Origin of the sequence: Nonomuraea sp. NPDC049695, assembly GCF_040674955.1 — a bacterium.
Lineage (GTDB): Bacteria > Actinomycetota > Actinomycetes > Streptosporangiales > Streptosporangiaceae > Nonomuraea > Nonomuraea helvata.
The window spans coordinates 1-26009 of record NZ_JBFANV010000013.1 but is presented as its reverse complement, the minus strand read 5'-3'; the positions used below and the strand labels follow the sequence as shown (position 1 = coordinate 26009).

27 protein-coding genes and 1 riboswitch are annotated in these 26009 nt (G+C 71.6%); of the genes, 19 read left to right on the top strand and 8 right to left on the bottom strand.

Going from position 1 to position 26009, the window contains the following annotated elements:
- Window positions 1-72 precede the first annotated feature (72 nt).
- Window positions 73-1338: a histidine kinase gene (locus AB0J64_RS14310; protein ID WP_364025858.1), complete on the top strand. Its 1266-nt coding sequence runs from the start codon at window positions 73-75 to the stop codon at window positions 1336-1338.
- A complete protein-coding gene (locus AB0J64_RS14305) occupies window positions 1335-1982 on the top strand; it encodes a response regulator transcription factor (RefSeq protein WP_364025855.1) in 648 nt (215 codons plus the stop codon). Before AB0J64_RS14310 ends, AB0J64_RS14305 begins: the two co-directional genes overlap by 4 nt.
- On the opposite strand, the gene AB0J64_RS14300 is transcribed toward AB0J64_RS14305, so the two are convergent.
- Window positions 1983-3044: a phosphotransferase family protein gene (locus AB0J64_RS14300; RefSeq protein ID WP_364025852.1), complete on the bottom strand. Its 1062-nt coding sequence runs from the start codon at window positions 3042-3044 to the stop codon at window positions 1983-1985.
- Window positions 3045-3178: 134 nt separating this feature from the next.
- Here AB0J64_RS14300 and AB0J64_RS14295 point away from each other — a divergent pair, with 134 nt between their 5' ends.
- The 6 genes from AB0J64_RS14295 (at window position 3179) to AB0J64_RS14270 (ending at window position 10029) form a co-directional block, all read left to right on the top strand.
- Window positions 3179-4501, top strand: a complete 1323-nt coding sequence (locus AB0J64_RS14295) for an NYN domain-containing protein (RefSeq protein WP_364025849.1) — start codon at window positions 3179-3181, stop codon at window positions 4499-4501.
- A gap of 138 nt (window positions 4502-4639) precedes the next feature.
- Window positions 4640-5599, top strand: a complete 960-nt coding sequence (locus AB0J64_RS14290) for an NlpC/P60 family protein (protein ID WP_364025846.1) — start codon at window positions 4640-4642, stop codon at window positions 5597-5599.
- Between the two features lie 317 nt (window positions 5600-5916).
- Window positions 5917-6079, top strand: a riboswitch (cyclic di-AMP (ydaO/yuaA leader).
- A gap of 73 nt (window positions 6080-6152) precedes the next feature.
- Window positions 6153-6668, top strand: coding sequence for a C40 family peptidase (locus AB0J64_RS14285; protein WP_364025843.1), 516 nt, complete (start codon window positions 6153-6155; stop codon window positions 6666-6668).
- A 95-nt stretch (window positions 6669-6763) separates the two neighbouring features.
- The gene (locus tag AB0J64_RS14280; protein WP_364025840.1) at window positions 6764-7570 is read left to right on the top strand and encodes a hypothetical protein; all 807 of its coding nucleotides are present in this window, start codon (window positions 6764-6766) and stop codon (window positions 7568-7570) included.
- A gap of 15 nt (window positions 7571-7585) precedes the next feature.
- The gene (locus AB0J64_RS14275) at window positions 7586-8905 is read left to right on the top strand and encodes a M48 family metallopeptidase (protein ID WP_364025837.1); all 1320 of its coding nucleotides are present in this window, start codon (window positions 7586-7588) and stop codon (window positions 8903-8905) included.
- A 5-nt stretch (window positions 8906-8910) separates the two neighbouring features.
- Window positions 8911-10029, top strand: a complete 1119-nt coding sequence (locus tag AB0J64_RS14270) for a glycosyltransferase family 4 protein (RefSeq protein ID WP_364025834.1) — start codon at window positions 8911-8913, stop codon at window positions 10027-10029.
- A 3-nt stretch (window positions 10030-10032) separates the two neighbouring features.
- Here the strand turns inward: AB0J64_RS14270 and AB0J64_RS14265 are convergent, their stop codons facing one another.
- Window positions 10033-11778: an AMP-dependent synthetase/ligase gene (locus AB0J64_RS14265; protein WP_364025831.1), complete on the bottom strand. Its 1746-nt coding sequence runs from the start codon at window positions 11776-11778 to the stop codon at window positions 10033-10035.
- A 103-nt stretch (window positions 11779-11881) separates the two neighbouring features.
- On the opposite strand from AB0J64_RS14265, the gene AB0J64_RS14260 reads away from it, so the two are divergent.
- The 7 genes from AB0J64_RS14260 (at window position 11882) to AB0J64_RS14230 (ending at window position 17596) form a co-directional block, all read left to right on the top strand.
- Window positions 11882-12649 (top strand): metallophosphoesterase, encoded by a 768-nt coding sequence (locus tag AB0J64_RS14260; RefSeq protein WP_364025829.1) that lies wholly within the window; start codon window positions 11882-11884, stop codon window positions 12647-12649.
- An 83-nt stretch (window positions 12650-12732) separates the two neighbouring features.
- Window positions 12733-13170 (top strand): SRPBCC family protein, encoded by a 438-nt coding sequence (locus tag AB0J64_RS14255; RefSeq protein WP_364025826.1) that lies wholly within the window; start codon window positions 12733-12735, stop codon window positions 13168-13170.
- A gap of 1 nt (window position 13171) precedes the next feature.
- The gene (locus AB0J64_RS14250) at window positions 13172-14332 is read left to right on the top strand and encodes an ArsA family ATPase (RefSeq protein WP_364025823.1); all 1161 of its coding nucleotides are present in this window, start codon (window positions 13172-13174) and stop codon (window positions 14330-14332) included.
- Window positions 14333-14374: 42 nt separating this feature from the next.
- Window positions 14375-14812, top strand: a complete 438-nt coding sequence (locus AB0J64_RS14245) for a DUF5304 family protein (RefSeq protein WP_364025820.1) — start codon at window positions 14375-14377, stop codon at window positions 14810-14812.
- A 15-nt stretch (window positions 14813-14827) separates the two neighbouring features.
- Complete coding sequence (locus AB0J64_RS14240) at window positions 14828-15760, top strand: ROK family glucokinase (protein WP_344985314.1); 933 nt, start codon at window positions 14828-14830, stop codon at window positions 15758-15760.
- A gap of 32 nt (window positions 15761-15792) precedes the next feature.
- The gene (locus AB0J64_RS14235; protein WP_364025817.1) at window positions 15793-16446 is read left to right on the top strand and encodes an endonuclease/exonuclease/phosphatase family protein; all 654 of its coding nucleotides are present in this window, start codon (window positions 15793-15795) and stop codon (window positions 16444-16446) included.
- Window positions 16447-16483: 37 nt separating this feature from the next.
- Window positions 16484-17596: a hypothetical protein gene (locus AB0J64_RS14230; protein WP_364025814.1), complete on the top strand. Its 1113-nt coding sequence runs from the start codon at window positions 16484-16486 to the stop codon at window positions 17594-17596.
- Window positions 17597-17722: 126 nt separating this feature from the next.
- Here the strand turns inward: AB0J64_RS14230 and AB0J64_RS14225 are convergent, their stop codons facing one another.
- Window positions 17723-18172 (bottom strand): hypothetical protein, encoded by a 450-nt coding sequence (locus tag AB0J64_RS14225; protein ID WP_364025811.1) that lies wholly within the window; start codon window positions 18170-18172, stop codon window positions 17723-17725.
- 46 nt (window positions 18173-18218) lie between these two features.
- Window positions 18219-18977: an alpha/beta fold hydrolase gene (locus AB0J64_RS14220; protein ID WP_364025808.1), complete on the bottom strand. Its 759-nt coding sequence runs from the start codon at window positions 18975-18977 to the stop codon at window positions 18219-18221.
- A gap of 148 nt (window positions 18978-19125) precedes the next feature.
- On the opposite strand from AB0J64_RS14220, the gene AB0J64_RS14215 reads away from it, so the two are divergent.
- Window positions 19126-19836 carry a lysophospholipid acyltransferase family protein gene (locus AB0J64_RS14215; RefSeq protein WP_364025805.1) on the top strand — a complete coding sequence of 237 codons (711 nt, stop codon included), beginning with the start codon at window positions 19126-19128 and terminating at the stop codon, window positions 19834-19836.
- 2 nt (window positions 19837-19838) lie between these two features.
- On the opposite strand, the gene AB0J64_RS14210 is transcribed toward AB0J64_RS14215, so the two are convergent.
- The gene (locus AB0J64_RS14210; RefSeq protein ID WP_364025802.1) at window positions 19839-20300 is read right to left on the bottom strand and encodes a MarR family transcriptional regulator; all 462 of its coding nucleotides are present in this window, start codon (window positions 20298-20300) and stop codon (window positions 19839-19841) included.
- Window positions 20301-20387: 87 nt separating this feature from the next.
- On the opposite strand from AB0J64_RS14210, the gene AB0J64_RS14205 reads away from it, so the two are divergent.
- Window positions 20388-20816, top strand: coding sequence for a DoxX family protein (locus AB0J64_RS14205; RefSeq protein WP_364025799.1), 429 nt, complete (start codon window positions 20388-20390; stop codon window positions 20814-20816).
- Window positions 20817-20879: 63 nt separating this feature from the next.
- Here AB0J64_RS14205 and mmuM read toward each other — a convergent pair whose 3' ends face one another.
- Complete coding sequence (mmuM, locus tag AB0J64_RS14200) at window positions 20880-21746, bottom strand: homocysteine S-methyltransferase (protein ID WP_364025796.1); 867 nt, start codon at window positions 21744-21746, stop codon at window positions 20880-20882.
- Between the two features lie 398 nt (window positions 21747-22144).
- Window positions 22145-22858 carry a Crp/Fnr family transcriptional regulator gene (locus AB0J64_RS14195; RefSeq protein ID WP_364025793.1) on the bottom strand — a complete coding sequence of 238 codons (714 nt, stop codon included), beginning with the start codon at window positions 22856-22858 and terminating at the stop codon, window positions 22145-22147.
- Between the two features lie 72 nt (window positions 22859-22930).
- On the opposite strand from AB0J64_RS14195, the gene AB0J64_RS14190 reads away from it, so the two are divergent.
- Window positions 22931-23194 carry a YciI family protein gene (locus AB0J64_RS14190; RefSeq protein WP_364025790.1) on the top strand — a complete coding sequence of 88 codons (264 nt, stop codon included), beginning with the start codon at window positions 22931-22933 and terminating at the stop codon, window positions 23192-23194.
- Window positions 23195-23218: 24 nt separating this feature from the next.
- Here the strand turns inward: AB0J64_RS14190 and AB0J64_RS14185 are convergent, their stop codons facing one another.
- On the bottom strand, window positions 23219-25564 hold the full coding sequence (locus tag AB0J64_RS14185; protein ID WP_364025788.1) for a VIT domain-containing protein: 2346 nt from the start codon (window positions 25562-25564) through the stop codon (window positions 23219-23221).
- A 140-nt stretch (window positions 25565-25704) separates the two neighbouring features.
- Here AB0J64_RS14185 and AB0J64_RS14180 point away from each other — a divergent pair, with 140 nt between their 5' ends.
- Window positions 25705-25902 carry a hypothetical protein gene (locus AB0J64_RS14180; protein WP_364025785.1) on the top strand — a complete coding sequence of 66 codons (198 nt, stop codon included), beginning with the start codon at window positions 25705-25707 and terminating at the stop codon, window positions 25900-25902.
- Window positions 25903-26009 lie beyond the last annotated feature (107 nt).

Below are 26009 nucleotides of genomic sequence, written 5' to 3'. Positions count from 1 at the left end.
GCCGTAGGTCTCGGCCGGCATCGACTTTGGTCGCTGTCGCCGTACCCTTGGCAGGGCCTAACCTCGGTGAGCGTGACGGGACTGCGGGGGGACGGCGCTCACGCCGACGAGTACCGGTGGGCGCTGCCGTCGGTGCTGCTCGGCGACGGGCGCGAGAGCCGCAGGGTGCGCCGCTCGACCCGCGACTGGATCGTCGACATCGTCATGTTCCTGCTCGCGTGCGGCATCACGCTCATCACCCTGCCGGAGCTCCAGGACGACCCGGAGCCGCTGCAGACTCTGGAGCAGGTGGTGGGGGCGCTGTCGTGCGTGGCGGTGTGGCTGCGGCGCAGATGGCCGGTGGGGCTGGCGGTGGTGACCACCCTGCTCTCGTCCTACCTGGAGATGGTGGGCGGGGCCTCGGTCGTGGGGCTGTTCACGGTGGCGGTGCACCGGCCGTTCAAGGTCTCCGGGCCGATCCTGCTGTTCTCCCTGGTCACCCTGGTCCCGTACGTCATGCTGCGGCCCCAGGAGGATCTGGACCGGGCAATGGCCGCGGCGCTCGGCGTGGCGATCGTGCTGGCCGTGTTCGCGTGGGGCGTCGTGGTCAGGGCCAGGCGGCAGCTCATCTGGTCGCTCCGGCAGCGCGCCGACAGCGCCGCGGAGGAGGCCAAGCGGCTCGAACGCGAGCGCATCGCCAGGGAGATGCACGACGTGCTCGCGCACCGCATCTCCATGCTGAGCCTGCACGCGGGCGCGCTGGAGTTCCGGCCGGACGCGCCCGCCGAGGAGATCGCCAGGGCCGCGGGCGCCATCAGGACCAACGCCCACCTGGCATTACAGGACCTGCGCGAGGTGATCGGCGTGCTGCGCCACGCGCGCCCGGACGGCGACGACCCGGTGCCCGACCGGCCGCAGCCCACGCTCGCCGACCTGCCCGCGCTGGTCGAGGAGTGCCGCCACGCGGGCATGGACGTGCGGCTCGACCTGCGGGCCGACGGCGGCACGCCGGAAGGGCTGGGCCGCAACGTCTACCGCATCGTCCAGGAGGCGCTGACCAACGCGCGCAAGCACGCCGGCGGGGCGCCTGTGACGGTGTCGGTCTCCGGGGCGCCGGGCGAGGGGCTGTCGGCTGAGGTGCGCAATCCTCTGGAGGCGCGCCACGGGCTGCGCCTCCCTGGCGCGGGAGCCGGGCTCGTCGGGCGGAGCCTTCCGGGCGCCGGGGCCGGGCTCATCGGGCTGAAGGAACGGGCCGAGCTGGCCGGAGGACGGCTGGAGCACGGCGCGACCCCGGACGGCGAGTTCGCGGTACGGGCATGGCTGCCGTGGCCGGTGGAGAAGGATCGGGAGGACGCATGATCAGGCTGCTGATCGTCGACGACGACGCGATGGTGCGGGCGGGGCTGTCGATGATCCTGGGCGGCGTGGCCGACATCGAGATCGTGGCCGAGGCCGGCGACGGGTCCGAGGTGCCGCCGCTGGTGGCCGAGCACCGGCCCGACCTGGTGCTGATGGACATCCGCATGCCCGGCGTCGACGGGCTCACCGCCACCGAGGCGCTGCGCCGTACGTCCTCGCCGCCCGAGGTGGTGGTGCTGACCACGTTCCACGCCGACGCGCAGGTGCTGCGGGCGCTGCGGGCGGGGGCGGCGGGGTTCCTGCTGAAGGACATCGCGCCCGGCGACCTGGTGCAGGCCATCAGGAAGGTGGCCGCGGGGGAGCCGATCCTCTCTCCGGCGGTGACGCGCCAGCTCATCACGCACGTGTCCGACGGCGGGGCGGGGGAGCGCACCGAACGGGCCAGGAAGCTGCTCGCCCGCCTCAGCGAGCGGGAGCGGGAGGTGGCGCTGGCCGTGGGGCAGGGCAGGTCGAACGCCGAGATCGCGCGCGAGCTCTACATGAGCGTGCCCACGGTCAAGGCGCACGTCTCGCGCATCCTCACCAAGCTCGACCTCAACAACCGGGTCCAGGTCGCGCTGCTGGTCTACGACGCCGGTACGTAGTCACCCCGCCAGCAGCTCCTCGATCGTGGCCCGGTGCAGCACCAGGTCGTCGGGGTCGTCCGGCGCGGGCTGCTCGCCGAAGTGGATCCGGCGCTGCCACACCCTGGCCATGACGATGCCGTGCCGGAGGGCGGCATACATCTCGTAGAAGTCCATGTCGCGGGGCTCGTACCCCGTCAATTCTTGATATTTCTGGCAGACGTCGCCGCGGCGCATGAAGTCCGGCATGCCGGGGAAGCCGGCGGCGACGGTGAGGTCCTGGAAGAAGCGGTGCAGGAAGATCATCCAGGACAGGTCCAGCTCGCGCGGGCCCACGGTGGCCATCTCCCAGTCGAGCACCGCGACGGGGGTGAAGTCCCTGAACACCATGTTCCCGATCCGGGCGTCGCCCCAGCACAGGACGTCCGGACCGGGCTCGTGCGGCCAGTGCGGCTCCAGCCAACGGAAAGCCCGCTCCAGCAGCGGGATCCGCCGTTCGCCGTGCGCCCACGCGTAGTAGGCGCGCTGTCCGTCCACGTGCGCGCGCAGCCCGGCCGGTCCCAACGGAGCCAGCTCATCGGCCGTGAACCGGGCCTGGTGCAGCGCCGCCAGGACCGCCACGGCGGAGTCCTGCAGCCTGCGCCGGTCCGCCGGCGCCGCGTCCAGCAGCCAGCTCCCGAACGTGTACGGCATCACGTCCGGCGGTACCTCGCCGTCCTCGCGCTCCATGACGAGGAACGGCGTGCCGAGATGGCCGGGGTCAGGTTCGTACCAGAGGGCCCTGGGCGCTGGAATCCCAGCTTTTTCCCTGGCCAGGCGCATGATCCCGAACTGCGCCCGCAGGTCGTACGAGGGGAACACCGGAACGGACTCCACCGCAGGTGCGAGCCTGGCTACGCAGCGCGTTCCTCCTCCGCCCCAGGTGGCGGTGAAGAACAGGGTCTCGCTCGACATGCCGTTCTCGGACGGCCTGGACACTTCGGACACCGAAGCACGTGCGCCGACCCTGCCGCTCAGCCAGACGGCCAGGCGTTCGCGCAGCTCTTCCAGGTCGCGGGTGGAGGTGCGGATCTCATCTGTCACGGTCGGCCTCCCAGGCTCCGGCTCAGTCGTATACCGCCAACCAAGCGCTCGTCCATACAGGGGTGACCGTTACGGTCAGGTACGCGGCAGCCGTACCCTTGTCTGAAAGGGCATGTCACGAAGGGACAAGTGGGATGAGTTCAGCGGGTGAAGGCCTGTCTCGCCCGCTTCCCGAGCAGGTGCGGCTCAATGTCGTCGATCTGGCTTCTCAGGTGCTCGGGACGATGCCCGCTGTCTCCATACCTCCGCCGCTGCGCGGCATCGCCAAGTTCGACCCCCGAAAACGTGCCAAGCTCGGCAGCGCGCCCATCGCGGCGCAGCTGGAGAACGACAAGAAGTTCCGGGAGCTGGTGGCCGAGTCGGTGGCCGCCGGCTGGCCCGAGCTGGTCGCCTCGCTGGCCGAGGGAAACGTGCCGCCCGCCGCCGACCCCGTGCTCGTGGCCGCGGCCGCGTACCTCACCCGGCCGCCCGGCTGGGCCGGGATGATCGAGGCCGCCCGCACCGACCTGGAGCAGTCGGCGGCGGCGGCCGAGGGATCGGAGCGCGAGGAGGCGGTCACCCGGCTGCGCGAGCAGCTGGCCGCGCAGAAGAGCGCCGCCAAGGAGGAGTCCGACCGGCTGCGCGAGCAGATCAGGGCGGCCCGCGCGGAGAACTCCGACCTGCGGCGCAAGCTCCACGAAGCCCGCGAGCGCGCCAAGGCCGCGGTCCGCCATGCCGAGGAGATGGAGCACGCGGCCGAGGAGGCCAGGTCGGCCGCCTCCGCCGCCTCATCCTCGGGCGAGTCCGAGCTGCGGCGGCTGCGCGAGCGCCTGGCGGACGTGGAGAAACAGCTCGAGGCCTCGCGCCGGGCCGCCCGCGAGGGCAGGAGCATCGAGGACGCCCGCGTCAGGGTGCTGCTCGACGCGCTCCAGGACGCCTCCGCCGGGCTGCGCAGGGAGCTGGCCCTACCCACGATGATCAGCCGGCCCGCCGACTCGGTCGCCGCCGTCACCGGCGAGCGGCCCGGCGTGCGCGGGGTCCCGGCGCGCGCCCTCGCCGACGACGACCCGCAGCTCCTCGACCAGCTCCTGGCCCTGCCGCAGGTCCACCTGATCATCGACGGCTACAACGTGACCAAGACCGGCTACGGCACGCTCACCCTCGCCGACCAGCGCAACCGGCTGATGACCGGCCTCGGCGGGCTGGTGGCGCAGACCAGGGTCGAGGTGACCGTGGTGTTCGACGGGGCCGAGCTCAATGCCCCCGTGCAGGTGGTGGCGCCCCGGGGGGTGCGGGTGCTGTTCAGCGAGCCCGGGGAGATCGCGGACGACCTGATCCGCCAGCTCGTCCGCGCCGAGCCGCCCGGCCGGGCCATCGCCGTGGTGTCGTCGGACCGCGAGGTGGCCGAGTCCGTCAGGCGGATGGGAGCCAGACCCGTTCCGTCTGGCTTGCTGCTGCGCAGGCTGGGCCGGGCCTAGATTACGGACTGGCCGGCCGGTGGTCCAGCTCGGCCCTCCATCACGATTTGCCGCTTTAGGTGAGACCTCACCCGCCACTTCTGTACTATTTCGCCCCAGACATCATCCCTGGGAGGCGACACAGTGAGGTTTGGCAGGATGCCGGTTGCCGCGGGTCTCGCATTCGGGCTGCTCCTGTCCCCGATGGGTCCGGCCCTCGCTGATCCCAAGCCGACGCTCCGGCAGGCCAAGGCCAAGCTCGAGAAGCTCAACGACAAGGCCGACAAGGTCGTCGACCGGTACAACACCGCCACGGAGCGCTACAAGGAAGCCAAGGGCGCTTACACGAAGCTGAACGACAGCTACAAGCGCAAGCTGGCCACCGTCGCGGACCTGCGCGCCCAAGTGATCAACATGGCCGTCAACGGCTACAAGCTCGGCACCGACCCGACCTCCTTGCCCGGCCTGATCAGCACGGACGACCCCTCGGCCCTGCTGACGGGGCTGACACTGGCCGGGCAGATCTCGAAGGAGGAGGCGGCGAAGCTGGCCGCGTTCGATCGCGAGAACCGCGGGCTGAAGGCGGAGCGCGACAAGGCGGAGCAGGCGCTGGAGGCGGCCGACAGGGAGCGGGACGGCGTCGAGAAGGAACGCTCGGAGGTCATGAAGCTGATCAGCCAGCAGAAGAAGCTGCTGGACAAGCTGAACGCCTACAATCCCGGCAATCCACGCAGCGTCGGCATCAAGTACACGGGCCCCGCCTCCGGCAACGCCGCCGCCGTCCTGCGATTCGCCTACGCCCAGGTCGGCAAGCCGTACGTCTTCGGCGGCACCGGACCGAACGGCTGGGACTGCTCGGGCCTGACCCAGGCGGCGTGGCGCGCCGGTGGCGTGTCGCTGCCGCGTACGACGTGGCAGCAGTGGGCGTGGGGGGCCAGCCGCAAGGTCTCCTTGAACGACCTCCAGCCCGGCGACCTCATCTTCAGCAACGGACTGGGCCACGTCAGCATTTACGCCGGCAACGGGCAGATCGTCCACGCGCCTCAGACCGGGGACGTGGTCAAGGTCGTCAAGCTCTCCTCTTACGGCAGCGGCCTCGTGGGCGCTGTCCGCCCGTAGTCGCCCTTTCCACGACTCCGGCGTTGCCGGAGATCCTTCTTGGAACGTTCCCATCCCAGTGTGACAAACGCGACATTTGAGACCTGACACAACAGGGTGAAAGCAAATGTGAGCAGTGTCACATTCCGATAACGGAACCTGGCCTTTCAGCAGGGGCTTTTCGCCTTACAGCCCCCTTTATCTGATCTTTACAGGCCATGTCTCGCTTTGCCGATTTTTGACGGTTGCGCGTACCTTCTGGCGTCGTCCCGCTTGCAAGCGAGACAGCTCAAGATCCGCCGGCCACCGCCCCACATCCCCATGTGAATCCTTGATCGGGCGGTGACCTGCCGAATCCGTGCAGCCAGGAGGCACGGAGCCGGGGACCCAGCGATCCCAGTTCCCCAGGGATCAGGGGTGAATCGGCGCGAAATCGCGCCGTAGGGCTACTTCCAGGCCCGAACCCGTCAGCTAACCCGGTAGGCGTTCGTGGAAGTCACAAGGAGAAATCCTGTCTACGTCCCCGCATAACCCCCGTCTGTCCCGCCTTGCCCTGAGTGGCGTAGCGCTCTCGATGACCGTGACGGCCGGAGGTCTGGTCCTCCATGCCCCAACGGCTCGGGCGGCGACGAACACGTCCGCTTCGACGGCCAAGGCGGTCACGGCCGCCCGCACCTCGACGTCGGCCAGAGTCGCGACGCTCAGGGCGGTCAAGATCGCCCGGCAGAAGTCCAAGGCCCGCAAGGCCGTCGCCGTGGCCAAGCACCAGATCGGTGATCCGTACCGGTACGGAGGCACAGGCCCTGGTTCGTTTGACTGCTCCGGCCTCGTCCAGTACGCCTGGAAGAAGGCCGGCGTGAAGATCCCGCGCGTGGCGAGCAGCCAGTTCGTCCGCATCAAGAACAAGATCTCCTGGCGGCACCTCCAGCCGGGCGACCTGATGTTCTTCAGCGGGCTCGGCCACGTGGGCATGTACGTCGGCAAGGGCAAGATGGTCCACTCGCCGCGGACAGGCGAACGGGTACGCATCGACAAGCTGAGCAGATGGCGCAAGGCGTCCTTCGTCGGCGCCGTCCGTCCCGGCAGCTGACCGAGCCCCCGCCCGAACTCGTTTCGGGCGGGGCTCGTTCTTTTGTACTGAAGTCTCCCGTGGGCCGACTACGATCGGGCGTCGTGTCGGGGTGGATGAGTCGTCGGGTCGCGGTGGCCTCCATCGCGATCCTCGCCCTCGCTCCCTCCGCCGCCCCCACCCCTGATGCGCCGAACCTCCCGCAGGAGGCCCGCCACCTGTGGCGTGACGGTGCGGTCCTGGTCCACGGAGCGCGCTCCGTCGTCGTCGGCCACCACGCTCCGGAAGGGGAGCTCAGCGAGCTCGCGCGCCGGGCCGACGCGGCAGCACAGCGGGTATCGGGCGTGCTCGGCCGGCCGGTACGACCGCTGATCGTCGTTCCCGGCTCCGCCGCGGAGGCCGCCAGGCTGGCCGGGGTGGGCAGGATCGACGGGCTGGCCGCGCTGGCCGACGGCGACCGGGTGATCGTCGTCCCCGAGCTCTTCGCCGAGCTCAACTCCACCGGCAAGGACGTCGTGCTCGCTCACGAGCTCACCCACGTTGCGGCGGGCACCGACCACCTGCCCGTCTGGCTCTACGAGGGATTCGCCGACTACGTCGGCTACCGCGACTCCGGGCTCCCCGTGAGGACCGCCGCGGCCGAGCTCGCCGCCGAGGTGCGTTCCGGACGGTTGCCAGGGGAATTGCCCGGACCTGCCGCTTTCGCGGCCGACGGCCGGGACCCCGTACGGCTCGCGCGGGCGTACCAGGAGGCCTGGCTGGCGTGTCGCTTCCTCGCTGACCGGTTCGGTGAGGGGACGCTGGTGAGGCTCTACCGTGATGCCCGGGCAGCCGGCGTCGATCGGGCGCTCGCCGCGCTCGGGCTGTCCACGGCCACGTTGACCGCACGGTGGCGCGACTACGTGCGGGACCAGCTCGCGTGAGGGGGAGGAGCGGCGGTGGACGTTCACGCTCAAGAGGGGCAGGGGCATGGGGACGGGATGTCGGTGAACGGGGACGGGGCGCGTGAGGTCGCGGACGAGACGCGGCTGAGGCGGCAGGCGGCGGTGGCGGCCGTGGTGCTCGGCCTGATCATCGTGGCCGTGGCCGCCTTCAGCATCCCCTGGCGCCTCCTCGCCTCCGGGCCGCCGGACCCCGCGCGTGACTTCACCGCCGCGCAGATCGCCAGGGCCGAGGCGTTCGACGCGGCCACCACCGTGCCGAGCTACCTGTCGCTGGCGCTCACGCTCGTCCTCGCCGGGCTGCTCGTGGCCACCCCGCTCGGCGCGAAGGCCGTGCGGTGGCTCAAAGGCCCGTGGTGGGTACGGGTGGTGCTCGGCGTCGTCGTCATCACCGTCATCGTCGAGCTGCTCAAGCTGCCGCTCGGCATCTGGTTCGAGACGACGCTGCGCGGCTACGGCCTGTCCACCCAGGACTGGGGGTCCTGGGCCGGCGACCGGCTCAAGAACATCGGCGTCGAGACGTTCCTCCTCTGCCTCATGCTGCTCGTGCTCATGGCGCTGGCCCGCAGGATCAAGCGCTGGTGGATCCCGGCCGCCGCCGGGGCCTTCGTGCTGACGGTGGCGATGTCGTTCATCTATCCGGTGGTGTTCGAGCCGCTGTTCAACGACTTCACGCCCATGCGGCAGGGCGCACTCCGCGTGAGCCTGCTCTCCATGGCCCAGCGCGACGGCGTGCCCGTCGAGGACGTGCTGATCGCCGACGCCTCGCGCAGGACGACGGCGCTCAACGCGTACGTGTCCGGCTTCGGCGCCACGCGCCGGATCGTCGTCTACGACACGCTGCTCAAGGCCCCGATGCGGGAGGTCGAGCTGGTCGTGGCGCACGAGCTGGGCCACGCCAAGCACGACGACGTCCTGTACGGCACGTTCATCGGCGCCCTGGGCGCCGCTCTGGGCGCCATGCTGCTGTTCCTGGTCTTCGAGCCGGTACGCCGCCGCACGGGCGTCACGTCGATCGGCGACCCGCGCGCGGTCGGCGCGATCATGGGGCTGATGACCATCGGCTCGCTGATCATGGGTCCCGCCCAGAACCTGGTCAGCCGGCACATCGAGGCCAGGGCCGACCTGCACGCGCTCGACCTCACGCGCGATCCGGCCACGTTCGTCGCCATGCAGAAGCGCCTGGCCGTCACCAATGTTTCTGACTTGTCGCCGGATGCGGTGGAATATGTGCTCTATGCCTCCCACCCTTCGACCCCCGAGCGCATCGCCATGGCCCGCGCATGGGCCAAGCTGAACGGCGTCCCGGTGCAGTGACACGTGTGGTGAATGATTCCGGTGCGGAGCTGGGTGCCGGGGCCAAGGTGCTCATCGTCACGAACGACTTCCCGCCCAGACCCGGCGGCATCCAGTCGTTCGTGCACGGCCTCGCCCTGCGGACGCCGGGCGTGGTCGTCTACGCGCCCGCCTGGCCGGGCTGTGAGGAGTTCGACGAGGGCCAGCCGTACCCGATCGTGCGGCATCCGACGCGGCTCATGCTGCCGACCCCGGCCGTCGCGCGCAGGGCGGCCCGGCTGGTGGCCGAGCACGGCGCGGAGACCGTGGTGTTCGGCGCGGCGGCGCCGCTCGGGCTGCTCGCGCCCCGCCTGCGCGCAGCGGGCGCGCGGCGCGTGGTGATGCTCACGCACGGCCACGAGGCGTCGTGGGCGGGCGCGCCGGGCTTCCGCGCGGCGCTGCGCAGGATCGGCGAGCACGCCGACGTGGTGACCTACCTGGGCGAGTACACCCGCCAGCGCCTGGTCGCCGCCATCCCCCCGGAGAAGCTGGTACGGCTCGCGCCCGGCGTGGACGTCACGCAGTTCCGACCCGGCGCACCCAGGGCCGAGCCGGGGCTGGACGGGAGGCCGGTGGTCGTCTGCGTGTCGCGGCTGGTGCCGAGGAAGGGCCAGGACCAGCTGATCAGGGCCTGGCCCCAGGTGCTGCGGGCGGTGCCGGACGCGGTGCTGCTGCTCGTGGGCGGCGGACCGTACCGCGGGAGGCTGGAACGGCTGGCGGCGGGACGCGAGTCGATCAGGTTCACCGGCACGGTGCCCGCCGCCGCGCTGCCCGGCTACTACGCGGCCGCCGACGTGTTCGCGATGCCGTGCCGTACCCGCTGGAAGGGGGTGGACGTGGAGGGGCTCGGGATCGTGTTCCTGGAGGCGTCCGCCACCGGGCTGCCGGTGGTGGCCGGCGCGTCCGGCGGCGCGCCCGACGCGGTGCGGCCCGGCGAGACCGGGCTGGTCGTGGACGGCGAGGACGTGGGCGAGATCGCCCACGCGATCGTCGAACTGCTGGGCGACCCGGAGAAGGCCCGCAAGATGGGCGCGGGCGGGCGTGACTGGATCGCCCGCGAATGGGCGTGGGACCACGTGGCCGCCCGCTTCCGCACCCTCCTGTGAGGGCTACTTCCCGTCGTAGAGCTCGTCGATCTCCTTGGCGAAGTCGCGCATGACCAGGTTGCGCTTGACCTTCAGCGTGGGCGTCAGGTGCCCGCTGTCCTCGGTGATGTCCGCGTCCAGGATGATGAACTTCTTGATCTGCTCGGCCTTCGACACCTGGAGGTTCGCCCGGTCCACCGCCGCCTGGACGTCCGCCAGCACCGCGGGGTCCTTGCGCAGCTCCGCCACGGAGGACCCGGCGGGCAGGGCCTCGGGGTCGAGCGTGATCAGGGCGGCGACGAAGGGGCGGCCGTCGCCGACGATCATGGCCTGGGAGATCAGCGGGTGGGCGCGCAGCGCGTCCTCCAGCGGGCCGGGGGCGACGTTCTTGCCCGCCGCGGTCACCAGGATCTCCTTCTTGCGCCCCGTGATCCGCAGGTAGCCGTCGTCGTCCAGCTCGCCGATGTCGCCCGTGTGGAACCAGCCGCCGTCGTCGATCACGTCGGCGGTGGCCTCGTCGTTCTTCCAGTAGCCGGGGAAGACGTTCCTGCCCTTGGCCAGGATCTCCCCGTCGTCGGCGATGCGCAGGCTCACGCCGGGCAGCGGCTTGCCGACCGTGCCGATCTTGTTGGCGTGCGGCATGTTGACCGTGCACGGTCCTGTCGTCTCCGTCAGGCCGTACCCCTCGAAGACCTCGATGCCGACGCCCCTGAAGAAGTGGCCGAGCCGCTCGCCGAGCGCGCCGCCGCCGGAGACGGCGGCCGAGAGGCGGCCGCCCGTGGCCGCGCGGAGCTTGGCGTACACCAGCCGGTCGAACAGCGCGTGCTTCAGCCGGAGCCCGAGCGGCGCGCCGGTGGCGGAGGCGCGGCTCGAGTCCATCGCCACGTCCACGGCGCGGGCGAAGATCTTGCCCTTGCCGCCCGCGATGGCCTTCTGCTCGGCGCCGTTGTAGACCTTCTCGAACACGCGGGGCACGCCCAGCAGGAACGTGGGCCGGAAGTCCTGCAGGTCGGGGGCGACGTTCTTCATGTTGGGGGTGTGCGCGATGACCGCGCCCGCCTCCAGCAGCACCACCTGGATGATCCGGGCGAGGATGTGCGCCAGCGGCAGGAACAGCAGGGCCGCCGGGTCCTTGGTGGCGAACAGCGGCTCCAGCGGGCCGCGCAGCACGTTGAGCGCGGTGAAGAGCAGGTTGTCGTGGGTGATGCGGCAGCCCTTGGGACGTCCGGTGGTGCCCGAGGTGTAGACGACCGTGGCGAGGTCGGCCAGGACCACCTGCTCGCGCCGCTGGTCCACGTCGGCGTCGGAGACGCCGCCCGTGTCCAGGGCGCCGTCGATCCGCCAGAGCTGCTTCAGCTCGGGCGCGGCCTCCCTGACGGTCTCCTCGTGCTCGTCCAGCTCGACGAAGGCCGCCTTGGCCTCGCTGTCGGACAGGATCCACCGGACCTGCTCGGCCGACGACGTCTCGTAGATCGGTACGGTGACCGCCCCGATCGTCCAGATGGCGTAGTCGACCAGTGTCCACTCGTACCGGGTGCGCGACATCAGCGCGACCCTGTCGCCGTGCGAGATCCCCGCCGCGATCAGGCCCTTGGCCACCTCGGCCACCTGGTCGCGGAACTCCGACGCGGTGACCACCGGCCAGCCGGCATCGGTCTTGCGGCGCATCACCACGGTGCCCGGCTCCTGCTCGGCCCGCCTGAAGACGATGTCGGACAGGCTGGCGGAAGCAGGCACATCGACCAGGACGGGAACGCTGTACTCGCGCACGGATCAAACTCCTCTTCGGGGACCGCCTGGACGTTACCGCGTCAAGTTACGGACGGGTAGTGTCAACATTCACGCTAGCAGCCGGAGATCTAGAATTTGCCCCATGAAGGTCCACGTCGTCAGCGACGTCCACGGCAGAGCCGACGCGTTGGCCAGGGCGGGCGACGGCGCGGACGCGCTGGTCTGCCTGGGCGACCTGATCCTCTTCATCGACTACGACGACCACGCGCAGGGCATCTTCCCCGAGCTGTTCGGCGCGGAGCGGGCCGCGGAGTTCATCGCACTGCGCACGGCCAAGCGGTTCGACGAGGCCAGGGCCATGTCGGCGCGCCTGTGGGCCACGCTCGACGGCGATCCGCGCGAGCACATCGAACGCCGCGTGCGCGCCCAGTACGAGCTCCTCTTCGCCGCCATGCCCACCCCGGCCTACCTCACCTACGGCAACGTGGACCTGCCGCGCCTGTGGGCTGACTATCTGCGGCCGGGCCTCCAGGTGCTCGACGGGGAGGTGGCGGAGATCGGCGGCCTGCGGTTCGGGTTCGTGGGCGGCGGGCTGCAGACGCCCTACCGCACGCCGTACGAGATCGGCGACGAGGAGTACGCGGCCAAGGTCGAGGCGGTCGGCGAGGTGGACGTGCTCTGCTGCCACATCCCGCCGGCCGTGCCCGAGCTGCTCTACGACGTGGTGGCCAGGAGGTTCGAGCGCGGCAGCCAGGCCACGCTGGAGGCGATCAGGCGTACGCAGCCGCGCTACGCACTGTTCGGGCACGTGCACCAACCGCTCCACGCGCGCGCCCGCATCGGCCGCACCGAATGCGTGAACGTCGGCCACTTCCGTGGGAAGGGCGTCCCGTTCGTCCTGGAGTGGTGACGCCATCGGCCAGGCAGGCTCCACCGCAAGGAGCGCGTTCAGCGGTCCGCCGCAAGAAGCGGGTTGTGCACTACGGTGGTCGCATGGCTGATCGCACCACTTCGAGCACCACCATCAGCGCAGGCCGGCCCGAGGTCATGGCGGTGATCGCGGACTTCCCCACGTACCCGGACTGGGCCGGGCAGGTCAAGAGCGCCGAGGTCCTCACCACGGACGGCGACGGCAGGCCGGAGACGGTGCGGTTCGTCCTCGACGCCGGCATGATCAGCGACACCTACACCCTCGGCTACGCCTGGCAGGGCGACGACGGCGTGAGCTGGAAGGTGGTCGAGCCGGGGAAGATGGTCTCCGATCTGCGCGGGAGTTACCGGCTCGCCGACACGGGCAGTGGCACGGAGGTGACGTACGAGCTCACGGTCGATCTCAGCGTCCCCATGATCGGCCTGGTCAAGCGCAAGGCGGAGAAGGTGATCGTGGACACCGCGCTCAAGGGCCTCAAGAAGCGCGTCGAAGGTCGCTGAGTTGAGTCCCCGGGTCCTGCTCTTCACCGGAAAGGGCGGCGTCGGCAAGACCACGGCCGCCGCCGCGACAGCCACGCTCGCCGCCAGGCGCGGGCTGAAGACGCTGGTCGTCTCGACCGACACCGCGCACTCGCTGGCCGACGCGCTCGCCGTGGAGCCCGGAGAGATCGCGCCGGGCCTCCACCTCCACCAGGTGGACACGCAGAAGTCGCTGGAGCGCCACTGGGGCGAGCTGCAGCAGTACGCCAAGGGGGTGCTGGGCGAGCTGGGCCTCGATGAGATCACCTCCGAGGAGATCACCGTGCTGCCCGGCGCCGAGGAGCTCATCGCCCTGCTCGAGCTGCGCGAGCACGCCCGCGAGGGCCGCTGGGACGTGATCGTCGTCGACTGCGCGCCCACCGCCGAGACGCTGCGGCTGCTGGCCCTGCCCGAGGCGCTCGACTGGCACGTCAGCAGGCTCCTGCCGGTCGGCCGCAAGCTCATGCGGCTCGTCTCGCCGTTCGTGCGCAGCGTGGCCCATGTCAGCGCGCCCGGCGAGGAGGTCATGAGCGCGGGCGAGCGCCTGCACCGCGGCCTCATGGAGGTACGCGAGCTGCTCACCGGCGACCACGCCTCCGTGCGGCTGGTGTTCACGCCGGAGTCCGTGGTGCTCGCCGAGGCCAGGCGCACCCTCACCTCACTCAGCCTGTACGGCTACCGCGTCGACGCCGTCATCGCCAACCGGGTCTTCCCATCCGGCGGCGCCGACGAGTGGCGCGCTCAGTGGGCGGCGGCGCAGACCCGGCTGCTGGCCGAGGCGGAGCAGTCGTTCGCGCCGCTGCCCATCCACGTGGTCCCCTACCTGCCCGCCGAGCCCGTCGGCACGGACGCGCTGGCCTCGGTGGGCGAGGCGATGTACGGCGACTCCGACCCGTTCGCCGCCCACGCCGTCGAGCCGCCGCTGCGGCTGAACGCGGACGAGCTGGTGCTCGCCCTGCCCGGCGCCGACCGCGCCGACGTCGACCTGGCCCGCAAGGGCGACGAGCTGATCGTCACGGCCGGGCCGTACCGGAGGATCCTGGCACTGCCCACCGCGCTGGCCCGCAGGAAGATCAGTGGAGCCGCGCTCCGGGACGGCGAGCTGCGGGTAGGTTTCAGCCCGGGGAGCGAATCCGCGTCCTGATGAGTTGAGGAGGATGAGCGACCCCAGAGGCAGGGAGGGCCCATGACCGAGAGCAACAGCAGCAACGACAACGACAGAGACCCGATCGGCACCGTCGCCGACGAGGCGCGCAAGCTGTTCGAGTCGATCCAGGGGCGGGCCACCCGCCAGGTCGGCAAGAGCGTGTTCAACTCGTTCGCCGGGGGCGGCGGAGGCCGCCGCGAGCGTGACGTGTGGGAGGAGGCCGTGTCCGAGCCCCACGACGAGTACATCTGCCGCGCCTGCCCGTGGTGCCGGGCCATCGCGGCGCAGCGCGAGTCGGGCGGCGACGTGACCGGGCACCTGATGGCCGCGGGCGGCGAGCTGTTCGCCGCGTTCCGCGGCGCGTTCGACGCGATCAGCAAGCCCGCCCCCCGCAGGCCGCGCGACGACCGCGACGACCGCGACGACCGTGACCGCCAGGACCGCCACGACAACGTCGAACACATAGATTTGGGATAGGGAGAAAAAAGGGCAATGCTCACGATCGGTGTCGACATCGGCGGGACCAAGGTGGCCGCCGGTGTGGTCGACGACAAGGGTCAGATCGTCGAACACACGCTCAGGCCCACCGCCGCCGACCGTCCCGACGTGGTGGCCGAGACGGTCGCCGACGTCGTTCGCGAGCTGAGCGCGGGCAGGACCATCGAGGCCGTCGGGGTCGGCGCAGCCGGGTTCGTCGACGAGACCCGCTCGATGATCCGCTTCGCTCCCAACCTGGCCTGGCGCGACGAGCCGCTGCAGAAGAAGATCAGCGACCTCGTCGGCCTGCCGGTCGTGATCGAGAACGACGCCAACGCGATGGCCTGGGGCGAGACCAGGTTCGGCGCCGGGCGGGGCCAGTCCCACGTGGTCTGCGTCACGCTCGGCACCGGCATCGGCGGCGGCCTCGTCTTCGACGGCGTCCTCTACCGCGGCCGCTGGGGCATGGGCGCCGAGATGGGCCACATGCAGGTCCTCCCCGGAGGGCGGCAGTGCGGCTGCGGCAACGTCGGCTGCTGGGAGCAGTACGCCAGCGGCCAGGCCCTCGTCAAGGACGCCAGGGAGATCGCCGACGCGCACCCAGAACAGGCGAAGATCCTGCTCGGGCTGGCCGGCGGCAAGATCGAGGGCGAGGAGGTGACCGAGGCCGCGCGGCTGGGCGACGAGGCCTCGCTGGCCGCGTTCGCCAGCCTCGCCGACTGGCTGGGCCAGGGCATGGCCGATCTGGCCGGCGTCCTGGACCCCGGCTGCTTCATCGTGGGCGGCGGCGTCTCCCGTGCCGCCGACCTGTTCATCGACCGGGCGCGGCAGGCCTTCGCCGAGCGGGTGACCGGCCACGGTCACCGGCCGCTCGCCGAGATCAGGCTGGCCGAGCTGGGCGCCTCCGCGGGGGTGGTGGGCGCGGCCGACCTGGCCAGGCTGCGCTGACGGTCCGGGTCGCGACCTACAACGTACGCGGGATGCGCGACAGCGTGCCCGCGTTGACCAGGGTGATCACCGCCATGCGCGCCGACGTGCTCTGCGTGCAGGAGGCGCCCAGGCTCAGGAAGTCCCGGCGCGCCGCCCTGGCCGCCGGGGCGGGCCTGCGCGTCGCCACTCCCGGCCGGGTCGGCGGCGTGGCCGTGTTCGCCGGCCCGCGCGTCAGGGTGCTGCACGCCGAGAGCCACACGCTGCGGGTCTTCCTCGGGCTGGAGCGGCGCGCGCTCGCGCTCGCCGTGCTCGAGGTGGACGGCGCCCGCCTGGCGGTCGGCTCCCTCCATCTGGATCTGAACGGCCCGGCCAGGGTGCACCACGCCGCCGAGGCCGTGGCGCTGATGGAGCGGGCGGCCGGCCGCTTCGGGGCCACGATCGTGCTCGGCGGCGACCTCAACGAGCAGGCACACCAGCCCGCCTGGCGTTTTCTCGCCGCGCGGCTGGCCGACTGCTACGCCGTGGCGCCCGAGGGCGACGGCCTGACGTTCACGGCCGCCCGGCCCGCGCTGCGCATCGACGGCGTGTTCGCCGCGCGCGACGCGCGGGTCGTGTCGTGCGGGGGAGCGGACGCCCCGATCGGCGATCTGGCCGGAGCCAGCGACCATCTGCCGGTTATCGCAGAGTTGCGAGTTGGGCACTAAAGGGCAAGACGTGCCGCCCAGCCCGTAGCATTTGCTCATGACCCGTCGCTCTCAGCGGCGTGCGCTCTCCTTGATCTTGGCGACGTCCGTGGCCTTGACGCAGGCCACGCCCGCCGCGCATGCCGAACCTCGCCGCCCCGCCACGATAGAGGCGTGGCAGCAGTCGACCAGCGTGCGCCTCCAGGCCGACGGCTCGCTCTCCGACGTGCTCGCCGTCTCCTCCAGCGACGTGTGGGCCGTCGGCCAGCAGGAGATCTGGGACGTCTGGAAGAACCGCGGCACCGTCCGCCACTGGGACGGCAGTGGCTGGTCCGAGGTCCCCGTCCGCGACGCCGCGTCCGCGGGCAACCTGCGCGGGCTGGCCGCCGACTCCGCGTCCGACGTGTGGGCGGTCGGCGACGGGCACGACGGGCTGCCGTACATCGCCCACGGCGACGTGACGGGGTTCGACCGGGTCAGGCCACAGGGGCTGCGGGCAGGCGACTGGCTCGGCGGCGTCGACGCCAAGTCGGGGCGGATCGTGGCGGTCGGCAGCCGCGACAACCAGGGCCTCATCCTCACCGGCCAGGGCAGCTCCTGGACCGTGCAGCAGACCAAGGAGAAGGGCGCACTCTACGCGGTGGCCGACGGGTTCGCCGTCGGCGACACGGGCGTCGAGCCGCTGATCATGCACTACTCGGCCGGGTCGTGGAAGTCCATGCCGCTGCCCTCGATCCCCGGCGGCTACCTGCGTGACGTGCAGGCCGACAGCGCCAAGCGGGCGGTGGCCGTCGGCGGCGTCTACCGCGGGCCCGGCGACATCTCGCCCCTCATGCTGACCTGGAACGGCAAGCGCTGGCGCGAGCAGCAGCTGCCTGACTCCGACGCCCGGCTCTACGGCGTGACCGGCGACGGCAAGGGCCGCTACTGGATGGCCGGCTACGACCCGTCGCGGGCGACGGAGCCGTTCATGCTGCGGTGCGAGAAGGGCGACTGCGAGACCATCCGCGGCGGCGCCCAGAAGGACAGGAGCAGCGTGCGGCTCCAGGCGGTGGCCTACCTCGCCGGCAAGGGCGCGGTGTGGGGTGTGGGGCACGAGGTCGACACGCGTGACCGCTACACCGACGTGGTGGAGTCGTTCGCCCCCAAGAGCGTCACCGCGAAGTCCTGACGCCCGGCGGACCGCCGTCCTGCCTCCCCTTCAAAAGGGACCTCGGCCACGGTCGGCGGTCTCGTCCCGTCGCGACCGGGGCCGCGCGCTGACACGGGCGGGGGTCCTCCGGCGGTCCTGCGGCGGTCAGAGGATGGCGCCGTCGTCCCAGCCCGAGTCGTTGGGCGGCCCGTCGCCCATGCGCACCACCAGCGCCACGAACCCGCCGATGAACGCCGCCACCGCCGTGAACAGCGCCCATCCGTCCATGTGCCAACTCGCCATCGCGGCGACGAGAAGGTACGCGGGGCCGCCGAACAGCGCCACCCACGCCAGCTTGGTCGGCAGGTCGAGCTTGGGCAGCGGAGGCGGCGGGGGCGGCTCGAAGTGCCCCTCCTCGCCCTCCCCCTCTTCGGAGTCCTCGTCGGAGTCCTCGTCGGGCAAGGGCTCCTCGGAGGGTTTCACGACCCGGCGGGTGGGCTCCGGGGGGACGTTCTCGCTGTCCGGCCATGGCTGGTCGGCCGAGTCGCGCTCGGCGGTGTCGTTGAAGGACGCGACGATCTGCCGCCAGACCTCGTCCTCACTCTGGGGCGTCACCTAGATGGGCCTCTCCACAACGATCGCGACTTCCCCCTGGGTGCGATCAGTCCCTCTGCAAGGGTACCGAGGCATGTGTCCGGATGAAGTCGAGGCTCCCGGCAAAGATCCTGTCGGCATCGTTGTCCAGCGTCGCAACATGGTAGCTATCGGTAAGCTCCTCGATCGTGGCGTGCGTGACCTTCTCGCGGATGATCGCCACGCTCGTCGGCTTGACCACGTGGTCCTCCACGCTGTGGAACACCAGCAGCGGCTGTGTCACCTTCGCCAGGTCCGCCTGCACCAGCGACCATAGCGCGGGCAGCGACGCGGCCGCCTTCACAGGGGTGCGGGCGTAGGCCAGCTCGGTCACGCCGGGCTTCTTGACGTCGTTCGCGACGCCGGCCACCGACGGCACGAACCACCTGATCAGCGGAGCGAGCCTGAGCAGCGGCACGTCGTTGGCGATCGACGGGTTGACCACCACCACGCCGCTGATCGCCGCGCCGTGCACCTCGGCGAGGCGTAGCGCCAGGCAGCCCCCGAGCGACAGCCCCGCCACGAACACATTCTGGCAGCGTCCCTGGAGGTCCGCGAACGCCTTCTCCACCTCGGCGTACCAGTCGTCCCAGCGCGTCCTGTTCATCTCCTGCCACGTGGTGCCGTGCCCGGGCTGGCGGGGCAGCGAGACGCTCACCCCGTGCCCGGCCAGGAACTCCCCCCATGGCCGCAGTGACTGCGGGGTGCCGGTGAACCCATGGCAGAGCAGCACACCGACCTGGCCTCCGTCGTGGTGGTAGGGCTCCGCGCCTGGCATGAGCGGCATAACAGCTCCTTGACGGAATTTCATCCCGGAACTGCCCGATCGTCGCACGTTCCGGGGTGTTTGTGCGAGAGCTGATGTAGGAGCATGGCCTTCGGGATGGGAAGATGACTCTGGGTCGCCCGCAACGTGCTGGAGAAGAGGTGCCGGGGTGTTCTACTGGGTGGTCAAGGCCATCTTGAGTCCGTTCCTCCTCGCCATGTTCCGGCCGTGGACGGAGGGCGCGGACAACGTGCCCAAACAGGGGCCCGCGATCCTGGCCGGCAACCATCTGTCGTTCGCCGACCACTTCTTCGGGCCGCTGCAGATCCGTCGCAAGGTCATCTCGCTCGGCAAGGCCGACTACTTCACCGGGCGCGGCATCAAGGGCTTCTTCACCCGCCTGTTCTTCAGCGGCGTCGGCACCGTGCCGATCGACCGCTCGGGCGGCAAGGCCAGTGAGGCGGCGCTCCGCACCGGCCTGCGCATCCTGCGCGAGGGCCACATCCTGGGCATCTACCCCGAAGGCACCCGCTCGCCCGACGGGCGGCTCTACAAGGGCAAGACCGGCGTGGCCAGGCTCGCCCTGGAGTCACGGGCGCCGGTCATCCCGTGGGCGATGGTCAACACGTACGAGATGATGCCGCCGGGGCGGCCGCTGCCCAAGCTCGGCATCCGGCCCGGCGTCAGGTTCGGCAAGCCGCTCGACTTCTCCCGCTACTACGGGATGGAGGACGACCGGCTGGTGCTGCGCGCCGTGACCGACGAGATCATGTACGCGCTGATGGAGCTGTCCGGCCAGGAATACGTCGACAAGTACGCCGCCAGCGCGCGGGTCGAGATGGAGCGCGCCGCGCGCGCCGCCGCGGCCGCCAAGAGCTGACCTCACCGGCCGGAGCGCAGGACCGCCTCGGTCTTCTGCATGGCCGTGGTCATCGCCTGCAGCTCCTCCCGGCTGAGCCGGTCGATCAGATACTCGCGTACGACCTCCACGTGCCCCGGGGCCACCTGCTCCAGGCAGCGCAGGCCTGCGTCGGTGAGCACCGCCAGCACGCCGCGCTCGTCACTGGGGCATGTGGCGCGTTCCACCAGGCCGGCCTTCTCGAGCTGGGTGATCTGGTACGTCAGCGCGCTCTTCGACACCACGGCGCCCCTGGACAGCTCGGTCATGCGCATCTGATGGCCGGGGGCTTCGGCGAGCCGCACCAGGATCTCGTACTGCGGATGCGTCAGCCCGGCCGCGGCCTTGAGCTGCTCCTCGATACGCCGCTCGAGCAGGTGGGAAGTGGACAGGAAGGCGCGCCAGGCCGCCATCTCCGTCGCGTCCAGCCATCGGGGGTCCGTCACCGGCCCATTCTATGCGTTGTTCAGTTTTGAACAATCGATGCTAGGGTGGTGGTTCAAATCTGAACGACCTCTCTCAAGGAGATCGCAATGATCGACCAGGCGCGCCCCATCGTCCTGCTCCTCGCGAGGATCGCCATCGGAGTGATCTTCCTCGTGCACGGCTACCAGAAGTTCGCGACCATGGGGATCCCGGGTACGACCAAGTTCTTCGAGTCCGCCGGCATCCCGCTGGCGTCCGTGGCCGCTCCGGCCGTGGCGGTGCTGGAGGTGGTGGGCGGCCTGGCGCTGATCCTCGGCGCGGCGCTGCCGATCGCGGGCACGCTGCTGGCCCTCGACATGGTGGGCGCCATCGTGTTCGTGCACGGCTCGGCCGGCTTCAGCGCCGGCGAGGGCGGCTACGAGTTCGTCCTGGCGCTGGCGGCCGCCAGCCTGGCCATCGGCTTCACGCGCGGGGGCGCGCTGGCCCTCGACAGCGTCCTGGGCCGCCGCCGCGCCAACGCGTCGGTGCCCGCCTAGGTGCCCGCCTAGCACGCCTCGTCCCGGACCCCGCGCACGCGGGGTCCGTTCGCGTTTCAGGTCTCAGGACAGGTGGGCGCGGATCTGCGCGATGTGCTCAGGAGTCGTACGGCAGCACCCGCCGATCAGCGACGCCCCCGCCTTCTGCCACTCCTTGGCCGCCTGCCCGAACTCCACCGGATCGGCCAGCCCCAGCCAGCGCCGGTGCCCGGCGTCCCAGGTCTCGCCCGAGTTGGGATAGACCACCACGGGCGGCCCGCCGGCCAGGCACGAGATCAGCCCGGGGATGTGCCGCGGCGCGGTGCAGTTGGCGCCCACGGCCACCACCTGCGCGTTTCCGTCGAACAGCGCGGCCGCCTCACGGATCGGCGTGCCGTCGTTGAGCCGCTCCCTGTCGCGGCAGGAGAAGCTCACCCACGCCTTCACCCCTGGCGTGTGGGCCAGCAGCCTGACCAGCGCCCGCGCCTCCGGATACGACGGGATCGTCTCGCAGGCCAGCAGGTCGGCCCCGGCCGAGGCGAGGATCTCCCAGCGCGGCAGATGCCACTCGAACAGGCCCTCCTCGTCGAGGCCGTAGTCGCCGGTGTATTCGGCGCCGTTGGCCAGGTAGGCGCCGTACGGGCCGACCGAGGCCGCCACCAGCCCGTGACCGGCCTCGTCGCGCGCCTGGGCGGCGAGCTCCACCGACAGCCTGATCAGCCGCTCGGCCGTCGCCACGTCCAGCCCGCGCCGCAGGAAGCCCGGGATCGTGGCCTGATAGCTGGCGGTCGTGGCCACGTCGGCGCCCGCCGCGAAGTAGTCGGCGTGCACGCGCCTGATCAGCTCGGGCTGCTCCAGCAGCAGCCGCGCGGACCAGAGCTCGTCGCCGAGATCGGCGCCGAGCCGTTCGAGCTGGGTGGACAGGCCGCCGTCCAGGACAAGTGCAGTCACGCATCCAGGGTACGAGCACTCGCGCGGCACACGTTGCGGCGCCACGATCAGCGCTTCGTACGGCACCGCAACCGGGCACGGCCGAGCGCCCCCACCGCCGAACGGCACGCCCCTCCGAAGGACGCCGCCACCACGGCCTGTGCGGTCCACGCCCTGGCCGCCCGCCCGCCGAGCGGTGGGCGCTTCTGCAGCGCGCTACCAGCGAGGCCCGGCGTCCCGGTCGCCCGCCCGGCGAGCCGCGCCGTGCCCTCAGCGGCGCCCCCGGTGCGCGTGTGCGATCATCCACCGGAGCCGTGGCTCACGCCCAGACGCCCGGCGTAGGCAGGCCAGGGAGCCGAGATCAGGAGGCCGAGGTTGGGGGAGCCGGGGTCAGGGAGCCGAGGTTGGGGGAGCCGGGGTCAGGGAGCCGAGGTTGAGGGAGCCGGGGCTGAGGGAGGCGGGGCTGGGGGAGCCGGGGCCGGGATAGCGGCGAGGCGGGCGAGGGCCTGGGGGTTGACCACGATCACCTCGCCGGCGCGGATCTCGATCAGCCCCCGGCGCTCGAACCCGCGCAGGGCCCGGTTGACGCTCACCCTGGTCGCGCCGATCTCGGCGCCCAGACCCGCCTGCCCCGCGTGGAGCGGCACCCGGCCGCCCGCGCACCGGCGTACCAGCCAGGTGGCCACGCGTGAGGGCACGTCGCGCACCGCCGCGTCGATGAGCCGCTCGTCGAGGTCCCGCACGGTCGCGGCCAGCGTGCGCAGCAGCCGCGCCGCGACGGACGGCTCGGCGGCGACGAGCTCGAGCACCGTGGAGCGCGGCAGGTACGCCACCTCCACCGCCGTCAGCGCCGTCCGGGTCGCCCGGTGCGGCCCGTCCACGAGGAGCGCCGTCTTGTCGAACGCGACCGGCGCGTCCTCCACGGCCAGCACCACCTCCCTGCCCTCCGCGCTCACCCGCCCCGCCTTCACCCGTCCGTCGAGCAGCACGATCAGGTGATCGGCCGGATCGCCCTCGGTGCACAGCACCTGCCCGGCCGGGTAACGCCGCCGCCGCACCAGCGACTCCAGCCCCCGCAGCCGCCCGTCGCCGAGCCCGCCGAACATCGGCAGGTCGGCCAGCGTGTACGTCATGTATCCCGTGATACACCACCCCGGTGCCCCGCGATGCTGAGCACCCGGCCGGCCGGGCCCTAGCGTGCGGGCATGGCGAGATACGTACTCCACATGGCCTTCGACGACGCCCCCAGCCGCCTGGCGGCCCGTCCCGCGCACCGGGAGCACCTGCGGCGGCTCAAGGACCAGGGACGGCTGGTGACCGCCGGACCCTGGGCGGACGACACGGGGGCGATGCACGTGTACGAGGTGGCGGACGAGGCCGAGCTGCGCGACATCCTCCGGGAGGACCCGTACATGGCGGTGGGCGGCTACGAGATCGTGCTCATGAAGGAGTGGACCCCGATCATGTAAGCCGCCCTTCCGCGCCCGCGCCTCCTACGTGCGCTTCCAGAAGGGGCCGCGGCGACCTGGGCCGGGTTCGCCGCCCACGAGGGCCGTGAGGACCTCCACGGCCCGGTCGTGCAGGGCCTGGGCGTCGGCGCCCGGCCGCTCTGCGGACTCCAGCTCGCGGGCCAGCGCCCCCAACTGCTCGTCGCCCCCGAGGTAGGCCGCCAGCGCCGCCAGCCGCGACCCCAGGTCCGCCAGGTACAGCAGGTCGGCCACGGGCAGCGCCTTCAGCCGGTCGAGCTCGGCCACCAGTTGCGGCCTGACCACATCCAGCGGCTGCGCGGGCCGCGGCGCGGACTTCGGCGACCGGCTCCACCCTGGGCCGCGCACCGGACCACCCGGCGCGGAGGGCGCGGGCGGCTGTCCGGGCATCGGCGAGACGCCGAAGCCCTCGGTGGAGCCGGCCGGGCCGCCGGCCAGGAGCCCCTGATCCAGGTCGCCGAGGCCCGGCTCGGGGAGCCGCATCCGCTGTGCGCCCATCCGCGGGGCGGCCATCACCGCCGCGTGCGCCGTGAAGCCCATCATCGGCGGGGCCTGCGGCGGCTCCCACCCGCTCGGGGGTTCGACCGGCTGGATGACGCGGTGTTCCGGAGTGCCCTCGGCGACCTGCCTGGTGTCGATCGCCACGTACGCGGTGAAACGGCACAGCACGCCGTACTCGAGCGAGGTCCGTACGATCCGCGGCTCCAGGTCGTGCTCGCCCATGGCGTACCGGTCCTCGAGCTCGCGCAGGTGCGCGCGGGCCCAGACGGCGCGGATGGCCGGACTGTCCATCGTCACGCCCGCGACCTGCTCCTCCCACGGACCGTCCGCGGCCATCCCGCGTACGGTCAGCGAGGAGCCCTCGCGACAGCGCCCGTACACGCGCAGCGGCACCCCGGGGAAGATCGACCCGAGATGGGTGACCGTGTCGGGTTCGAGGTCGAGGCCCTTGAGCGAGAGGTCGGTGACCAGGGGAGCGCCGATCCTGCGGTGGATCTGCTCCATGGCGGCGTCCAGCCGGTCCTCCGACTCGACGAGCTCGCACCGGCCCGCGCCGATCCCGGCGAGGCGGCCGAGGAAGCCGGCGTTCACGGCGCGGTCGATGCCGACCGTGTGCACCCGCATGGCCGACAGCGCGCCGCCGACCTGCTCCAGGATCTGGTCCTCGTTGCCCACCTGGCCGTCGGTGACCAGCACCACGACGCGTTCGCGTTCGTCGCGGGGGCTCAGGAGCGCGATGGCCCGGCGCAGCGGCTCCAGCAGCTCGGTGCCGCCCCGGGCGTCCACGCGGGCGAGGTGCTCGACGGCGCGGTACCGGTTGCGGTCCGACGCCTCCACCAGCCCCTCGAACGCCTCCTCCACCACGGAGTCGAACGTCAGCACCGCGAACCTGTCCTGCTCGGTCAGCGTGTCGACGATGCGGGCGGCGGCCCTGCGCGCGGTGACCATCTTCCAGCCGCCCATGCTGCCCGAACGGTCGAGCACCAGCACCAGGTCGCGCGGCGTGCGCGTGGACTGAAGCGGCGGCGGCACGACGGTGAGCGCGAACGTCCCGCGCCCGTCCAGCTGCAGCGACGTGGACGCGTCGAACGACATCCGCAGGATGAAGTCGCGGTCGAGCCGCTCGCCCGGGCGCAGCCGTACCGTGTGGCCCTCCTCCTCGACCACGTGCAGGCTGGAGGCCAGCTCGCGCAGCTCCAGCCCGGCCGCGTCCACGGTCGCGCGCAGCGACAGGCGCACGGGGTCGGGGAAGCCGGGCAGCAGGACGGGCGGGCTGATCCTGGACGCGTCGGGCACCGCGTCGGTGTCGGGCGCGGCGCCGTCGCCCGCGGGCGGGCCGTCGATGGGACTGCCCGGGATGTAGCGCGGGGCCACGACCAGCGGGAAGCGGAACGTGGCCGCTCCGTCCTCGTACGGCAGCGGCTGGCTCATGGTCAGCCTGACCGAGACGCGCTCGCCGGGCAGGATGTTGCCCACCCTGATCGTGAACACGTCGGGCCGGTCCTCCTCGGCGATCGCCGCCCGCCTGCCCTCACGCAGCGCCTGGTCGTAGTCGGCCCTGGCCTGGGCGCGCTCCTTCAGCACGCCCTCGACGACCCGGTCGTCGGCCTCCATCCTGAACCCGGTGACGGCCGCCCTGTCGGGCAGCGGGAAGACGTACGTGGCCTCGAGCGTCACGTCGAACGGGTTCCTGAACCCCTGCGTGACCTCGACCCCGGCGATGAGCCCGGCGATGTCGGCGGCCACGTCCACGCTCTCCAGCGGCAGGTTGCCGCGTTCCGTCCGCAGCGCGCCGAACCCGGCGTCGGGCACCGGCAGGCACCGTGCGGGCTCCAGCGAAGTGATGTTCATATGGACTGTGGCGCGGAGACCCGGTCCTTCAGATTCAGGGCTGGGAGGAAGCGCCACCCCTCCTTTCGAAAACAGTAGGGAAAAACTCGGTAACCACCAGTAACATGTGCGGTGGGTGATGCGTCAGTTGCTGGAGGTGCGTGTTGGCGATCCGCCGCTCGGCCGACAAACAGCAAGGCCTGCCCTCGGTCGTGCAACTCCGGCTCGCCCCCACCCCGGCCCAGGCCGACGCCCTGGCCGTCGCCGTGCAGGTGTGCAACCAGGCAGCCACCTACATCTCCTGCCTGGCTTGGCAGCAGCGCACCTTCGCCGTGCTGGACCTGCACCGCCTGGCCTAGCATTCGGTGCGCGCGGAGGTCGCCGGGTTGGGCGCGCAGGCGGCCGTGCGGGCCATCGCCCGGGTCGCCGGCGCCTACGCCAACCGCCGCGCCACCAGGAAACGGGC

Bases quoted from the DNA above. Each gene is read 5' to 3' on its own strand.
- AB0J64_RS14305 (WP_364025855.1), top strand. From the start codon at position 1,335: ATGATCAGGCTGCTGATCGTCGACGACGACGCGATGGTGCGGGCGGGG.
- AB0J64_RS14295 (WP_364025849.1), top strand. From the start codon at position 3,179: ATGAGTTCAGCGGGTGAAGGCCTGTCTCGCCCGCTTCCCGAGCAGGTG.
- AB0J64_RS14290 (WP_364025846.1), top strand. From the start codon at position 4,640: ATGCCGGTTGCCGCGGGTCTCGCATTCGGGCTGCTCCTGTCCCCGATG.
- AB0J64_RS14285 (WP_364025843.1), top strand. From the start codon at position 6,153: ATGACCGTGACGGCCGGAGGTCTGGTCCTCCATGCCCCAACGGCTCGG.
- AB0J64_RS14280 (WP_364025840.1), top strand. From the start codon at position 6,764: ATGAGTCGTCGGGTCGCGGTGGCCTCCATCGCGATCCTCGCCCTCGCT.
- AB0J64_RS14260 (WP_364025829.1), top strand. From the start codon at position 11,882: ATGAAGGTCCACGTCGTCAGCGACGTCCACGGCAGAGCCGACGCGTTG.
- AB0J64_RS14255 (WP_364025826.1), top strand. From the start codon at position 12,733: ATGGCTGATCGCACCACTTCGAGCACCACCATCAGCGCAGGCCGGCCC.
- AB0J64_RS14245 (WP_364025820.1), top strand. From the start codon at position 14,375: ATGACCGAGAGCAACAGCAGCAACGACAACGACAGAGACCCGATCGGC.
- AB0J64_RS14240 (WP_344985314.1), top strand. From the start codon at position 14,828: ATGCTCACGATCGGTGTCGACATCGGCGGGACCAAGGTGGCCGCCGGT.
- AB0J64_RS14235 (WP_364025817.1), top strand. From the start codon at position 15,793: ATGCGCGACAGCGTGCCCGCGTTGACCAGGGTGATCACCGCCATGCGC.
- AB0J64_RS14230 (WP_364025814.1), top strand. From the start codon at position 16,484: ATGACCCGTCGCTCTCAGCGGCGTGCGCTCTCCTTGATCTTGGCGACG.
- AB0J64_RS14220 (WP_364025808.1), bottom strand. From the start codon at position 18,977: ATGCCGCTCATGCCAGGCGCGGAGCCCTACCACCACGACGGAGGCCAG.
- AB0J64_RS14205 (WP_364025799.1), top strand. From the start codon at position 20,388: ATGATCGACCAGGCGCGCCCCATCGTCCTGCTCCTCGCGAGGATCGCC.
- AB0J64_RS14195 (WP_364025793.1), bottom strand. From the start codon at position 22,858: ATGACGTACACGCTGGCCGACCTGCCGATGTTCGGCGGGCTCGGCGAC.
- AB0J64_RS14190 (WP_364025790.1), top strand. From the start codon at position 22,931: ATGGCGAGATACGTACTCCACATGGCCTTCGACGACGCCCCCAGCCGC.
- AB0J64_RS14185 (WP_364025788.1), bottom strand. From the start codon at position 25,564: ATGAACATCACTTCGCTGGAGCCCGCACGGTGCCTGCCGGTGCCCGAC.